The sequence below is a fragment of the Bacteroidota bacterium genome (assembly GCA_018831055.1).
Classification (GTDB): domain Bacteria; phylum Bacteroidota; class Bacteroidia; order Bacteroidales; family B18-G4; genus M55B132.
This window is the reverse complement of the sequence record JAHJRE010000017.1, coordinates 1-15,101: the sequence shown is the minus strand read 5'-3', so window position 1 is coordinate 15,101 and position 15,101 is coordinate 1. Positions and strand designations below refer to the sequence as shown.

Annotated in this window: 9 protein-coding genes; 4 read left to right on the top strand and 5 right to left on the bottom strand. The window is 46.9% G+C overall.

All coding sequences use genetic code 11. The annotated features are described in order from the left end of the window. Positions 1-10: 10 nt before the first annotated feature. Entirely contained in the window at positions 11-1,192 is a 1,182-nt protein-coding gene (locus KKA81_01265) for a DUF418 domain-containing protein (GenBank protein MBU2649537.1), read from the top strand. Here the strand turns inward: KKA81_01265 and KKA81_01260 are convergent. The 4 genes from KKA81_01260 to KKA81_01245 all read right to left on the bottom strand — a co-directional run bounded on the left by KKA81_01260 (position 1,177) and on the right by KKA81_01245 (position 7,958). After that, on the bottom strand, positions 1,177-1,692 hold the full coding sequence (locus KKA81_01260; GenBank protein ID MBU2649536.1) for a cupin domain-containing protein: 516 nt from the start codon (positions 1,690-1,692) through the stop codon (positions 1,177-1,179). The two genes, KKA81_01265 and KKA81_01260, sit on opposite strands and share 16 nt — an antisense overlap. A 2-nt stretch (positions 1,693-1,694) precedes the next feature. Further along, positions 1,695-2,393 carry a PorT family protein gene (locus tag KKA81_01255; GenBank protein MBU2649535.1) on the bottom strand — a complete coding sequence of 233 codons (699 nt, stop codon included), beginning with the start codon at positions 2,391-2,393 and terminating at the stop codon, positions 1,695-1,697. Positions 2,394-2,448: 55 nt separating this feature from the next. After that, complete coding sequence (locus KKA81_01250; protein ID MBU2649534.1) at positions 2,449-4,593, bottom strand: RNA-binding transcriptional accessory protein; 2,145 nt, start codon at positions 4,591-4,593, stop codon at positions 2,449-2,451. A 74-nt stretch (positions 4,594-4,667) separates the two neighbouring features. Continuing rightward, positions 4,668-7,958, bottom strand: coding sequence for a gliding motility-associated C-terminal domain-containing protein (locus tag KKA81_01245; protein MBU2649533.1), 3,291 nt, complete (start codon positions 7,956-7,958; stop codon positions 4,668-4,670). A 202-nt stretch (positions 7,959-8,160) separates the two neighbouring features. Between KKA81_01245 and KKA81_01240 the strand changes: the two genes are divergently transcribed. After that, positions 8,161-9,177 (top strand): Ig-like domain-containing protein, encoded by a 1,017-nt coding sequence (locus KKA81_01240; GenBank protein ID MBU2649532.1) that lies wholly within the window; start codon positions 8,161-8,163, stop codon positions 9,175-9,177. 146 nt (positions 9,178-9,323) lie between these two features. Here the strand turns inward: KKA81_01240 and KKA81_01235 are convergent, their stop codons facing one another. Continuing rightward, positions 9,324-12,566, bottom strand: a complete 3,243-nt coding sequence (locus tag KKA81_01235) for a gliding motility-associated C-terminal domain-containing protein (GenBank protein ID MBU2649531.1) — start codon at positions 12,564-12,566, stop codon at positions 9,324-9,326. 179 nt (positions 12,567-12,745) lie between these two features. Here KKA81_01235 and KKA81_01230 point away from each other — a divergent pair, with 179 nt between their 5' ends. Together KKA81_01230 and KKA81_01225 are read left to right on the top strand one after the other, a co-directional pair. Further along, a complete protein-coding gene (locus KKA81_01230; GenBank protein MBU2649530.1) occupies positions 12,746-14,062 on the top strand; it encodes a PKD domain-containing protein in 1,317 nt (438 codons plus the stop codon). Between the two features lie 331 nt (positions 14,063-14,393). Next, the gene (locus KKA81_01225; GenBank protein ID MBU2649529.1) at positions 14,394-15,041 is read left to right on the top strand and encodes a hypothetical protein; all 648 of its coding nucleotides are present in this window, start codon (positions 14,394-14,396) and stop codon (positions 15,039-15,041) included. Positions 15,042-15,101 lie beyond the last annotated feature (60 nt).

The following is a 15,101-nucleotide window of genomic DNA, read 5'->3' as shown; positions in this document are numbered from 1 at the left end:
TAATTCCATTATGAGGCAAGCACATCCCGTCTGCCCTACTCATCGCATTTTACAGATTGACATTTTGCGGGGATTTGCCCTTGCCGGCATCCTCGTTGTCAACATCCTGGGCTATAATGCATCGCTATTTGACTTTGGAGGTTTTTACGGGTCCATTGAAGATCCCGGAATGAAAAATATCTATCAATTGATCATTGGACTTGCTTCCGACAAATTCATCTTCCTTTTCTCACTGCTGTTTGGAATGGGCTTTTATATGATCTACCAAAAACCCTGGGCCGATGAAAAAAGCTTCAGGATCATCTATTCACGCAGGCTTTTCTTCCTGATGCTTTTCGGGATACTCCATATTTTACTTTTCTGGGCAGGTGACATCCTGCTGGGTTATGCTATTCTTGGATTCATCCTTCTGGGGTTGAGAAAGTGGAAATCATCCTGGTTAATCATTTTATCCGCATTCCTTTATTTTTTCCCGGCGTTCTATATTCTTCTTCACTCCTTTTTTCCATCCATACCGGATTCCCTATCGTCTCTTACAGGATACACGATGGAAGATGTCCTGCCTGTATATTCCCATGGCAACTATTTTGAAATCATGAAACTGAGAATACATGAATTCTGGGCATTCCGCTATATCAACACTCTTTATTACTGGCCCAAGATAATGTCGCTTTTCATAGCGGGTATGCTGATCAGTAAACACTCCATCCTGAAGATCATTAATTCGCATCGTGCTATTGCTTTCTCTTTCCTGCTAATAATAAGCCTTATCGCTGTTTTACTGTTTTTCACCTTTGAATATATTGCTGCAACCCTGGCATCCGGTAATGAAAACCTCATGGCAGCAACGTATATGGGAAGCTATGAATTCATGAACCTGTTCTTTGGTTTCGGATATTTTCTGCTGATTGTCCTGCTTACCTCTTTCCGCGCCGGAAGCTTCCTTCTCAAACCTTTTTCATTTGCAGGAAGGATGGCTCTGAGCAATTATATCATGCAATCACTGATCGGGAGTCTTATTTTTTATGGCTATGGTCTTGGTATGTTTGGGATGGTCAGGCTCGACCAGCTTCTACTTATTGCGCTGGGGATATTTATCTTCCAGGTTGTGCTAAGCTGGCTGATCCTTCGCAGGTTCCGCTTTGGGCCTCTTGAATGGCTATGGAGAAAACTTACCTACGGAACAACCTGATCCCGTGTTAATTGAATAATATATTCTTTATGTTCAGGAAAAATCTGTAGCAATTGAGACCGCTCAGCAAGTTCGAAATCCGAAAAATCAAATCCCGGAGCTACCGTACATCCGGTAAGGCAAAACGATCCTGAATCTTTTAGTCTTGCAGCAAACCAGTGACCTCTGGGAATCATTACCTGAAATTGATGACCACTGCCAGGATCAGGGCCGAGCATTCGTATGTTCAGGGTTCCGTCATTCCCCAGTATAAACACCTCAAGGACCTCGCCGGCATGGAAATGCCAGAGTTCGTCTGACCTGAGACGGTGGAATGCGGAGAAATCGTTACCCTTCAGAAGATAATAAATGGATGTTATCAGCGATCTTTTTCCTGTATATCTTTCAGGAAGAGATTCTTCCGGAAGATCATCATCCGATCTGTGAATCTCACGATAGAAACCTCCTTCGGGGTGTGGCTGCAGGTTCAGCAGGCGGATCAGATCTTCTGCCTGTTTCATATTTACTCCCGCTCACTCAGGTTTTCATTGATAATATAGACCAGCCTTAATGTAATAACGCTGTTAAACTGATCACGCTCCCAGACCCTGGTAACACCCGGGGCATTGGGATCGGGAGGACTGGTTGGAATATAGGTAAATTGCCGGGTCCGGATAGGTACAACGGAACGGCTATAGCGAAGGTTTAAATGAAACTTATGGAAAAGTCGTATCATTACGTCAGCCACCGCGCTGAAATCATTATCGGCAAACTTCTTCACATCGGTATAAGGAGTCAGGTTCCCATCATCTTCAACTTCCTTGTATGAAACAAGCCTTCCCCACGACATACCTAATCCGGCACGTATTATATTTTTATCAATATAATGCACCAGGAGGGGGACCTCTACATAGTTCAAACGCAAGTTGTATTTCCAGGGATAATCGTTGCCCGGGTTTTCACCCTGACGGGAGCCTTTCTGTGAGAATGAAGTTTCAAGGGTGAGATCCCAGTTTTTCCCAAAAGGCAGGATAACCGCAGCGGCAACATTCATTCCCAACTTGTTGTATGTAAGCCCTGCATCGGCTTCATCACCGTTTAGCCTCGACAGGTTACCTCCCAAAGCCACTGCCCCGAGAAACCTTTGTCCGTTAACATCATTGATAAAAAAAGCAACAACTGCAATAAAAAAGACAATGAATTTGAGTCTCAGTATCCGCATATCATTCGATTCAGTGAATAGTTAACGACCATAAATGTACGATATTTTTCCGCTGCTAATTTTCCCCCGTCAGCCCCTTCATCGATAATTGTATTCTTTTCCGGGGTATATCCACATCGAGTACGCGGACCTGCAACTTCTGGTTCAGGCTGACTATGCTGCCCGGATCTTTCACAAACTTGTCGGCCATCTCACTGATATGCACAAGTCCATCCTGATGTACTCCAATATCGACAAAAGCGCCAAAAGCAGTTATATTTGTAACTATTCCCGGCAGGATCATCCCCGGCTTCAGATCCTCTATTTCATGAACATCCTGCGAAAACTCGAAAAGATCGAATTTCTTCCTGGGATCGCGACCGGGTTTGGCCAGCTCCTGCATGATATCCTTCAGCGTTGGCAAACCGGCTGTTTCGGTTACAAATTCCTGAAGTTTAATTTTCTTTCTCAGACTCTCATCTTTCATGAGATCTTCTATCCCAACACCGAGGCTTTGAGCCATGTGCTGAACAATCCCATAACTCTCAGGATGTACGGCGCTGTTATCCAAAAGATTATCTGCATCGTGTATCCTCAGGAACCCTGCTGCCTGCTCAAAGGCTTTGGGACCAAACCGTGGCACTTTCTTCAGTTCTTCTCTGGATCTGAAAGGGCCATTCCCATTTCTGTACTTAACAACGCTCTCTGCCAGGCCGGGACCCATTCCTGAAACAAAAGAAAGCAATTCCTTTGAGGAAGTGTTCACTTCCACCCCTACGGCATTGACACAACTTATCACTGTATCTTCCAGGCTCCTGGATAACATGCCCTGGTCAACATCATGCTGATACTGCCCCACCCCAATGGCTTTGGGATCTATTTTCACCAGTTCGGCAAGAGGATCCATAAGGCGCCGGCCTATGGAAACAGCCCCTCTGACGGTAACATCGTAATCCGGGAATTCTTCCCTGGCCACTTTGGAGGCTGAGTAAACGGAAGCACCGCTTTCATTTACCATCACAGCAATCAGGTCACTCTTGAATTTCAGGCTCCTGATGAATTTCTCCGTCTGTCTTCCCGCTGTACCGTTACCTATGGCTATGGCTTCAATCTTATACGCATCAACCAGGCTCAGCACTTTCCGGGCAGCCTCCCTGACCTCGTTCTGTGGGGGATGTGGATAAATGGTTTCATTATGCAAAAGCCGCCCCTGCCTGTCGAGACAAACCACTTTACATCCTGTACGGAATCCTGGATCTATGGCCAAAGTATTTTTTTGTCCTAATGGCGGTGCCATAAGTAACTGCCTGACATTATCCACAAAGACTTCAATGGCTTTTACATCGGCTTTCTCTTTAAAAACTGCCTTCATCTCTGTTTCCATAGATGGCTGCATCAGGCGCTTATATGAATCTTCAACAGCCTTTTGAACCTGCTCAGAGGCATCATTGCGGCCTTTAACGAAGATCTTCTCCAGGATATCCAGGGCATCATCCTTTTCCGGGCCCAGGTTGATCTTTAAAAAACCCTCTCTTTCTCCCCTCAGCATGGCCAATATCCTGTGCGAAGGTGCATTGCGCAACAATTCCTCCCATTCAAACCACGATTTATAATTCAATCCCTCCTGCTCCTTACCTTTGATCACATGAGAAGAAACCTTGGCATTCCTGAAGAAGAGATCGCGTATCCTTTTCCTGGCATACTGGTGTTCGTTCACCCATTCTGCAATAATATCCCTTGCTCCGGCAATAGCTTCCTCCACTCCAGGAACTTCCTTTTCCGGATCCACAAACTGTTCAGCCCTGGCTTCCACATCGAAATCCGACTGCGCCATGATCATCTTTGCCAAAGGCTCCAAACCACGGGTTTTTGCTATCGTAGCCCGTGTCTTGCGTTTCGGACGGTAAGGCAGGTAGATATCTTCCAGTTCCGTCATGGTGGTGACATCCATTATTTTCTGCCGTAGTTCATCTGTGAGTTTTCCTTGTTCCTCAATAGATTCCAGGATGGTCTCCCGGCGCTTGTCGAGTGCTTTCAACTGGTCCATCCTGTCACGGATGCGGGTGATCTGCTCTTCGTCAAGGCTGTCGGTTTGTTCTTTGCGATAACGCGATATGAAGGGGATCGTTGCTCCTTCAGCGAGTAAAACGACGGTGTTTTTAACCTGATCCGTGCGGACATTCAGTTCACCGGCGATCTGAACAATAAATTTTTCAAGCATATTCTGATGATCAATCTGATAAATAACCCCGGAACGATTTCAGAATCAAGCGTCAGAGTTATTTGTAGCTCATTTTATCTTACCAGGACAAAAGTACCATTTTCTTTGTGAGTTTCTCCTTCATCGGTGACGGCGGAACCCCGTATGGTGTAGTCTGCCATCCATATGTAAGCACCGGCAGGTGCAGGACTGCCGTTGATCTGTCCATCCCATCCTTCTTCAATGTTGGAGGTCTCAAATACCCTGGCTCCCCAGCGGTCGAAGATCTTCAGGGTATAACGTGCGATCTCATCCACCGGCCCTTTGAGCATGAATACATCATTCAACTGGTCTCCATTGGGTGAGAATGCATTGGGCGCAACCAGTTTGGGGCGGAAATTTACCCCAACCAAGATCTCGGCATAGGCAGTACTGCTGATAACACAGTTTTCGGATGAATGCAATTCCACACTGACTGTCTGCCCATCGGCAAGAGATGATGTTGTATAAGTATTATCCGCGCCCGATTTAACTACATTTCCATCCACCATGAAGGTATAGGTTGGGTTAGTCCCTCCGTTTTGAGGTGAGGCGGTAAACATAACCGTTTCTCCTGTTTCGATGGGATTTTTACTGGCAGTTATTCCAACCTGCACATCCAGGTTTTCGATTACATTAACCGTTATTTCCCGGCAATCAGATACACCGCACATATTCTGCCACCAGACGTGATAAGTATGGGTTTGAAGGGGAGCATCGATATTTAATTGTGTTCCTGTACCAATAGGGCTCATACCGCAGATATCCTCAAACCACTGCAATTCGGTTCCTGAACCTCCGGAGGATGATAACTCCAGGGTTGTCACGGATCCGGAACAGAACTGGTCTTCGCTGGTGAAAAGGCTGACCGGCGCTTCCGGCAATGGATGGATATATAATGTGAGCGATGATGAAACGGTATCACTTCCGAACACTGTGAGGGTCAAGGTTACCGTACTATCCTGAATATCGAGTATTCCCGGGTAATAAATTGCATCCATAAGGGCAGGATCGTTAAAAAGCCCATCGCCTGATGTATTCCATAGTGAATGCAGATAATACGAACCCGAGCCATCGAGCAACAATTCATCGTTCGCGCAGATGGTCTGATCGGGGCCGGCAATGGAGGCTGTTCCGCTTTCAATGGTCAGGTACATTACACTTGTATCGCTTCCGCATGGGGTGAGGCCATCGGCTATAAGCATGAGTGAAACACCTTCCTGGAGGTTATCATCAGGGCCGGGGGTATAAGTAGCATTCAGGATGCCCGGATTATCAAAGCTGCCATCGCCTGATGTCTCCCAGGTAAGCGAACTGAAATTAAAAGCTTGTGCCGAGGCATGGAAGACCTGACCTTCATTGATAACAGCATTGCCGCCGGCATCGGCGACCGGGGCAGGGGTGATGGTCAGCAGCATTTCATCGCTATCGGTTGAACTACCATAAACCGTGAGCGTAAGTATGACATTTCCTGCTGCAACATCAGCGCTACCGGGTGTATATAAAGGTTCCTGTGCATAAGGATCATCAAACACACCATCTCCGGCGCTGGACCATTCAAGAGTCTGATAAAACAATCCATTTCCTGTGAGCTGATAGGATTCGCCTTCGCAAATAGTGGCATCCTCTCCGGCGATGGCTGTCGTTCCTGAGGCAATGGTTAGCAGCATAGAATCGGTTGAGTCACCCGGGCATGGTGCCTGGGCTGATGCAGTGAGGGAAAGCATCACAGAGCCATTGCTTATGTCCTGGAAGGAAGGAGTATAGGTAGCATTCAGGATGGAAGGATCGTCGAAAGTACCGTCACCCGAGGAAGTCCATAAAATAACATTGTAATAAGAGGCATTTCCGTTCAGTGTGTAATCCATCCCTTCCGCAATAACATCATCAGGACCGGCAGCGGCCGAAGGTCCGTCTATCACTTCAATATCCACGAACACCTCATTCTGGCAAATAGTATCGGTACCAAAGATCGTCTGGTCAACGAAATATACACTATACTTTATGCTATGAACCCCAATACCCGCAACAGCCGGATCGAAAACTATACTATCAATACCAGGCCCGGCAAATACGCCTCCTCCCGGGAGTCCAACCAGCGTATCCGGGGCATCATAAATACAATAAATGGAATCGGCAACTATACCGGCAACCCCCAGGGTATTGTCAAGGATCTGTATCGTAGTGGTATCTAAGGAGGCCGCGCATGCTTCATCATAAGCAAAAATAAACTTAACGGTTTCAATGCCTTCAATGAGATTATCAGAGTAAGGTGAAATTATTATTTCCGTCGATAGCTCCCCGGCAGGTATGACCAGTGTATCATTACTCGGATATAGGGAATAGTCGTCTCCAAGGGTTGCGGTTCCCAGAATCTCATCAATTTCGATATATGTGGGAGAAGATTTAGGTTCTGTGAGTTCAAAGGTGATCTTTGCATCATTACAAGCCTCCACAGAGTTTCCGAAAAAACTGGAGGAATTGGAAAAGGAGATGGAACTGCTCATACCCGGACTGGAGAAGCTGTTGGCTTCCAGAAAGACAGAAGAATCGTAAATCCAATCACCGGCATCACCCACAGCAAGTTTGATATGGTATTGCTCACAGGGCACCACTACCAGTGTGGCAATTAAAGTCCTGGTAAACCCGTCATAAACTATGGTTGTACCGCCCATAGCCTGATTATCTATATAAAGATGGGAATAGGCCAAGGAAACACAACCGCTGGCAGGATAGCCTCCTCCGGGTGATCCGCGGTTCACGGTATTAATAGCCACCGGCAAGGGCGGAAATGATTCCGGGATCAGGGCTATGTTCATATTGTTATAGGGGTTGAAAGGACTGGCAGGATTAGGTCCTGAGACAAAAAAACCAAATACATCGTTGAACCCGCTGCAAACATATTCAGGATACTCTTCAGAGCCAAAAACATATTTGAAAGTAAGTGTGTCGCTTTGAGGTATAAAGTCAAACTCCAGGACAGCCGCATCGTGCGTTCCACTTCCGGCAATTGCTGTTAATTGCGGGTCGCCTGGCTGGCTAAAATTGGTACTGGCAAAAACCGAATGTAGTCCCGGAGCAGAAAAGACACTTCCTGAAGAAAGAATAACTCCTTCATCTATACCAAGATTTGTGGAACTGCCATTAAAAAATGATCCCCGTGCATTAACAGCCCCGGTGTAGGTCACATTCAAGACAGTTACACCTGATCCAACCAGAATTTGCTGCACCAATTGCTGAGGAGTAAGGTTATTTTGAACGATTAATTGCGAATGAGCCTGCAAAGACCACAAAAAGATCGATAGAGAAATAATAATCCTTCCTGTCCAATGTATAATTTTCATCATTAAAATATCTGAATATTTCACTTAACATAAAAGCCACGTAAAAATAACATTTTTTTAATCCATCCTTTCAAATTTTCAATCAACACGGGCTTTTGTTCAATATTCTCCCCCTCTGTACAACCCTTATTGATCCCATAAGGTCTGAATGAAAACAATGTGACATTTTTTATAACTTGCACCCCAAATTAATAATTCATACTATATGAAAAGACTGTTATATTTTACAGGAATAATGGGCATATCCATGCTTTTCCTTTTAGCTTCCTGCACTAAAGACGACAACGACGATGATAATTCCGGTAACAATCCCCCCCCTCCCCCACCGGAAAACCAGGCACCCAATGCACCCTCTTCTCCTGTCCCGGCTGACGGCGCCACCGGACAAGCGCTGCAGCTTTCACTCACCTGGACATGCAGCGATCCCGATCAGGATGCTCTCACCTATGATGTGTTTTTCGGATCAGACAACCCACCTGCCACTAAAGTCCTGGACGATGTTACCATCACCACATACAACACCGGCCAGCTTGAAGAGAACAAAACCTATTACTGGAAAATCACGGCCACCGATGAAGAAGGATTGACCACCAACGGACCGGTTTGGAACTTCACAACCCTCCTTCCTACTTTCCAATGCGGAGATGATGTGACGGATGCCAGGGACGGAAAAATCTATCCCACTGCGCAGTTTGGCAACCTCTGCTGGATGACCCGCAACCTGGATTACGGAACTATGATCTCAACGTCGCAAGCTCAGGCCAATAACGGAATAGACGAAAAATACTGCTATGGTGATGATCCGGCAAATTGTACGACCTACGGTGCTTTATACCAATGGAAAGAATTAATGCAGGACTTCTCCAAAGGAACTGAATTATGTCCGGACGGCTGGCATACCGCCACCTTCGATGACTGGAAAGACCTTGAAATATCTCTGGGTATCAGCGCTCAGGATGCAGGATTACAATCAGGATGGGTTGGTACCGACCAGGGACTTACGCTGCAAAATGCGGCCGGATTCAAAGCCCTCCTGGGAGGTTATATCAGCAATGCCGGTTCTTCAACAGGAATGGGCGCATCTGTAAGGTTCTGGACAGGCACCGAAGAAAATTCATTTAACGCATTTTCACGTGAGCTACAAAGCACCGATAACCGTATCCGTCATGATAAATGGAATAAGGATTATGGATATTATGTGAGGTGTGTTGAAAACCCGTGATAGATCTCAGATCTCAGATCTCAGATGTCAGATCTTAGATCTCAGATCTTAGATCTGAGGTTGCAACCTGAAGCCTGAAACGTGTTGCAGGTTGCAGGTTACAGGTTGCAGGAGTATGGGTTTGGGTGTGAGTGTGGGTGTGTGCATTAATCAACCAGGACGAACGATCCCTTCTTTTCAAATTTTTCTCCTTCTTTTGAGGCGTTGCCTTCGAGCTGGTAGGTAACAAGGTATACGTAAGTCCCTACCGGAGCTGTTTTGCCGTTGATCGTCCCATCCCAGCCTTTGTTCACATCTTCGCTCTTAAATACTTCCTGGCCCCACTTGTTATATATCCTTAGTTTGTATTCCGAAATATTCCCTAGGCTGGTCCGGGGCCGGAACTCCCGGTTCTCCGTCAATATGCTGTTTGGCCGTATCGAATTCGGGAAATACATCGGTAACTCCTTCACATCCATTACCACCTCGTTCGAGTAGGCCGGATTGTTCAGGATACATCCGCTGTTGGTGGCCAGCGCACAATATACTTTTTGTCCGTCCATCAGGTTGGAGTTGGCCCATGCTGAACTCGTGCCGCTTTGCACCTCCACCCCATCAAGGTACCAGGTGTATATGCCGGGAAACCCCTGCGGATCCGGTGTTACCGTAAACTCAACATCTTCTCCCTGGTATATCGGGTTGGCGCTTGCCGTTACCGTTAATTGCATCTCAAAACTCTCGGTGACTTCTATTTCGGTGGTGGCTATGCCCTGGCAATTATAGGGCTGGGTTGTCACTGTCACCGTATAGGTTCCTGCCGACTGAAGCGTAGCGGCCGCAATCACCGGGTTTTGTTCCGTGCTTGTAAATCCGTTCGGGCCCTGCCATTCGTACTGGGCTCCGGATATATCGCAGCTCAGCTCCAGCCGGTCGCCCTCGCATACCGGACTGTTCCCACCGGCGGTGGCAACCACCTGCTGGCCTTCGTTCTGCAAGGTCAATGTACCATACTCTGTCATGCAGCCATGCTCATCCCTTACCTGTACTGTAAAGTCGCCGGGAAGCAATCCTGTAAATTCTCCTCCCCCTTGCCAACTCTGTCCCCCGTCAATGCTGTATTCCAGGTTACCCAGGCCGCCTGTGGCCTCTACCGTGATCTCTCCGTTGGGCTCTTCACACATGGGATTCAGGCTCTGTACGCTTGTGATATCCGCCCCCCCGATGTTGCCTATGAAATACGGACCGCTGTATGACTTACAACCATTTACATCTTCTGCCTCCAGCGTGTAGTTCCCTTCCGGAACACCGCTCAGATCCAATAATGTGCCTACTTCGTTGCCCTCGTCGTCTTTCCAGGAATAGGTGAACGGTGCATTGCCCGTCACCGTGATACCTTCTATTAACCCATCGCTCCCATGGCAGTTCACCGGGGTGATCACCATCGCTGAGGTCTCTACTTCCGGTCCGCCTTCATCCGGTACCATATGTGGGCCCGACTCCGTTTCGCAGGTGTTGACATCAAAGACCAGCAAGGTGTACTGGCCTCCGGGAACGCCTGAAAGATCCAGTGACGTGCCTACCGTCACATTGTTCTCATCCAGCCATTCGTAGGTAAATGGAGAGCTGCCGCTTACGCTCAAACCCGATATCGCCCCGTCGGGGTTACCACAGGTCGACGGGGTGACCGTCATAGCGGCCTCATCAACTGTAGCCGGAGGATTATCACCGATCAGATAGGGGCCGCCTATGGTATCGCATCCGTTTGCATCCTGGATCAAAATCGTGTATTGTCCGGCCGGGGCGTTGAGAAGATCAATATTAGTGCCTACCGGATTGCCCCCTCCATCATACCATGTATAATCTAATGCCGTGCTCCCGCTCGAAAAGATCCCGGTGATCGATCCATTGGCTTCATTGCAGGTGCTGGGAAGTATCTCCATATAATCCTCCACCAGCGTCGGACCCGGAAATCCCGGAACCGCATGCGGGCCACTGACCACCTCGCAACCATTTACATCCGTTACCGTCAAGGTATATAAACCCTCCGGCACTCCCCACAGGTCAAGGTCACTGCCCACTGTCGTCCCGCCCATATCCAACCATTCGTATGTGAACGGGGCTGTACCCGTGACCAGCAAACCGCTGATCGTACCATTAGGATCTTCGCAATAGGAAGCAGCAATCGCGATCTGGCTCTCATCGATCTCCGGTGCACCCTCATCCTGTACCTGGTAGGGGCCGGCATGAGTAACACAATTATAGTTATCGCTTACTTCCAGCGAATAATTTCCTGCAGGTACGTTATAAAGATCCAATGAAGTCCCTACCGTATCCCCTGCCTGATTGGTCCAGATGAATGTTAAAGCACCCTGACCTGTGACGGCGAGGCCGGTGACAGCTCCGTTGGAAACTCCACAGGTTGAGTTTGTGATCGTTAAACCGATTTGAATGATAACCGGGGCACCCAGGGCAAGGGTAAAAGGAAGGGTATCGGAAGGCGCAATATTATTACAGGCATCCACAACACCATTAATTCCTGAATTCAGTAATAGCTTATAATGACCATTCGTTGCAAAAGGTTTATCGAGAGTCAGGGTAAACTCAATTTCCCATTCCCCGCCCACATCGCAGGCTGCACCATAGACATCTATAACATCATAAGGTCCGCCCGGACCGGTAACATCGAACATAGAGGCAATCACACGGTCGCAGCTCACGTTTTCAGTAAACTTAAAGGTTAACTGATCTTCCTGGCAACCCGTGATATCTTCATAAAAGACGGAATCAAGGGCCGGAGGGACATCATCGAATATTACTGCAGTAGAAGAGCTGAAATCAAGGGAATAACCTGTAGGGGATTGCGTCCAGTCACTGATATACAATACATAGGTTTCACCCTGCTCCACTGGGATTTCTATGTTCCACTTGGTATTACCATTCTGGTTACCCGGCCCTGCGCAGCCGTCCGGGCCGCTATATGCACCTGTTTCACCATGAAGGCCGGCACCCCCGGCAGAATTGCAGCTTACGCATATTTCATCCGACATATACAGAATATCGGAACATCGATGATCTGTAAGATTATATACCGCCCAGTCGTAATCATCATTAATATCAATAGGACTGATGATAAAACCAAGTATACCGGCTTCCTGGACGGTGAACCGGTACCATGTACTATTGGCTTCACCATCTAGACATTCATAGGGGCATGTCATGGAACCCGGAACTTCGTTGGGGTAACTCCCTGTTCCTGAAGAAGTATTGGGTTGGAAATAATAATCTTCGCAAACAGGAATAGCGCCCAGGCAATCTCCCACAGTAGGTACCTGGGAATGCGATACCGACGCAATTCCGGTTAATACCGCCAGTAGGCATACCAGCAAAAAGCGGGAAAGGCTTATGTTCATTGTAGTGAAAATTCGTCGCACCTGGTTGAACAGATGTTAATAGTTAATTAATTGTTAAAAGATTGTAAAATTATGAAAATATGAAAATAATGTTAACCATGATCTTCTAAAATCAATCTAAATTATCTCCTCAAAAAAAATATTGTAACTTGCACGCCTCATTTAATAAACTTACCATCATGCTTAAGAAATTTCACCATTTAATACTCCTCGCTGCAGGAATATCGCTTTTGTTGGTTTCCTGCGATAAAAAAGACGATGACAATACCGGCGACGACAATCAGACGCCTGTCAATCATGCCCCGGTAGCCTCTTTTACGGTAAATCCAACTACCGGGAATACGACGACGCTATTTGTCTTTGATGCATCTGCCAGCACCGACCAGGAAGACGCACTTTCATCACTAACGCTGAGGTGGGATTTTGATAACGACGGAACCTGGGATACCCCTGTTTCCGGTTCTCCGCTAGCCTCTCATCAATACACGACGGCCGGGGATTACACTGCAAAGCTTGAAGTAACTGATTCTAAAGGGTTAAGCGGGACAGCCACTAAAAACATCACAGTTATCCCGGTAGGAACGAACCTGCCCCCGGATCCACCTTCTAACCCGGTTCCCGCTGACGGAGCCATCGACCAGGAACTTATCATTACTCTTTCCTGGACTTGCTCCGATCCTGATCAGGATCCCCTGACGTACGATGTATATTTCGGCACGGTTAATCCGCCTGCTTTGGCTCAGCAAGATGTTGCTGCAACAAGTTTTGACCCAGGATCATTGCAGGAATCCACGAATTACTTCTGGAAAATTGTTGCCCGGGATGACGAAGGTCTGGAAACCGCCGGCCCGGTCTGGCAATTCAGCACAAAGGCAGGGAGTACATTCCAATGTGGTGATCCCTTTACCGACCCCAGGGATGGAAAAGTATACAATACCATATTTATTAATGGCCCAACAGTTGACCAGTGCTGGATGGCATCCAACATGAACATTGGAACCCGTATCAACGGAAGCCAGGCAATGGCAGACAACGGAGCCATCGAAAAGTACTGTTACGACGATAATGAAACAAATTGCGATACTTACGGTGCATTATACCAGTGGAACGAAATGATGCAATATGTCACCACCGAAGGTGCCCAGGGTATTTGCCCTGCAGGATGGCATGTTGCATCCGATCTCGACTGGCAATATCTTGAAGAAGCCATAGGAATGCCATTCAGTGAAATCACCAAAACCGGTATGAGAGGTACGGATGAAGCCCTGCATCTTAAACCCGGCGGTTCCACAGGATTTAATGCCTTGTTCAACGGGTACAGGAATAATGGAGGCAATTTCCTGAATACTGGCATTTATTCAACTTTCGCCACATCAACACAGAACTCCATTAACCTGGCTTATGTCAGGTACCTTTTCAACAACAATGATCAGATATACCGTGACGGCAACACTGAGAAAGCCTTTGGACTCGGTGTGAGATGCATCGCCGATTAAAATATGTGGGGGATATTACCCAGTAAGCCGGCTGATATGCTTAGCCGGCTTTTTTTTATTTATGACTCACCTTCCCGGATGTTGATAATTATTAACTCATTGTTAATAAAAAAATTAGGCCACTTTTATCAAGCTTCCATCCTAATATTCAGGCATTTGTATGATCCGTATTTTTACTTACTTTAATAAGGGATACTTGCAATGTAATCCACAACATACTATATTTGACCTTGATTACAACAACGATGTAACGCTTTTACGATCCAATTAAGAACGTTCTTTATTATAGACCAAAAATTACGAAACAATCTCTGACCCAAACCTTGTAGTTATGAAAACCCAATTCTTAATATTGTGCCTGTTTTGCATTGTGGCACTATTTTCTTCCTGCCAGAAGGAAGAAGAAAAAGTCGGCCCCGTTGCCGATTTCTCAGTAAACCCTCCGGAGGGTTATGTTACCACCAACTTTATTTTCGACGGATCTGGTTCCTCTGACCAGGAGACACCAATTTCGGAACTCGAATTCAGATGGGACTGGGACGGTGACGGCAAATGGGATACACCCTACTCCAATGCAAGTACCGCAACCCATAAATTTCCCACAGACGGCAATTTTGATGTTAGAATGGAAGTCGTTGACAGCGACGGATGGACAGATTCCTTCCGTAAAACCATTACCGTCCTGCCCGATACAACTCCCCCTCTGGCCATGTTTGAAGTGTTACCCTCCCATATTGGAGATATCAACACAATATTCAAATTCGATGCCTCTAACACCATCAGCATGAACAAAACCAATGGTGATGTTCAGATCCGCTGGGACTGGGAAGGCGATGGTATCTGGGATACAGGATACCGTGCCGACCCGCAGGCTTACCATCGTTATGTCGTTCCCGGGACTTACCAGGCCTCCCTCGAAGTTATTGACGATGAAAACCTTACAAACATTGCCAGGATCACGGTTGTGATCAGTCAGTAAAATACTATTTTCTTATCAGTATTCTGTTGAAAAGGCTTCCGGAAACGGAAGCTTTTTTTT

Excerpts from the sequence above, each read along its gene's own strand:
- KKA81_01265 (MBU2649537.1), top strand. The coding sequence starts at position 11 with ATGAGGCAAGCACATCCCGTCTGCCCTACTCATCGCATTTTACAGATT.
- KKA81_01260 (MBU2649536.1), bottom strand. The coding sequence starts at position 1,692 with ATGAAACAGGCAGAAGATCTGATCCGCCTGCTGAACCTGCAGCCACAC.
- KKA81_01255 (MBU2649535.1), bottom strand. The coding sequence starts at position 2,393 with ATGCGGATACTGAGACTCAAATTCATTGTCTTTTTTATTGCAGTTGTT.
- KKA81_01250 (MBU2649534.1), bottom strand. The coding sequence starts at position 4,593 with ATGCTTGAAAAATTTATTGTTCAGATCGCCGGTGAACTGAATGTCCGC.
- KKA81_01245 (MBU2649533.1), bottom strand. The coding sequence starts at position 7,958 with ATGATGAAAATTATACATTGGACAGGAAGGATTATTATTTCTCTATCG.
- KKA81_01240 (MBU2649532.1), top strand. The coding sequence starts at position 8,161 with ATGAAAAGACTGTTATATTTTACAGGAATAATGGGCATATCCATGCTT.
- KKA81_01235 (MBU2649531.1), bottom strand. The coding sequence starts at position 12,566 with ATGAACATAAGCCTTTCCCGCTTTTTGCTGGTATGCCTACTGGCGGTA.
- KKA81_01230 (MBU2649530.1), top strand. The coding sequence starts at position 12,746 with ATGCTTAAGAAATTTCACCATTTAATACTCCTCGCTGCAGGAATATCG.
- KKA81_01225 (MBU2649529.1), top strand. The coding sequence starts at position 14,394 with ATGAAAACCCAATTCTTAATATTGTGCCTGTTTTGCATTGTGGCACTA.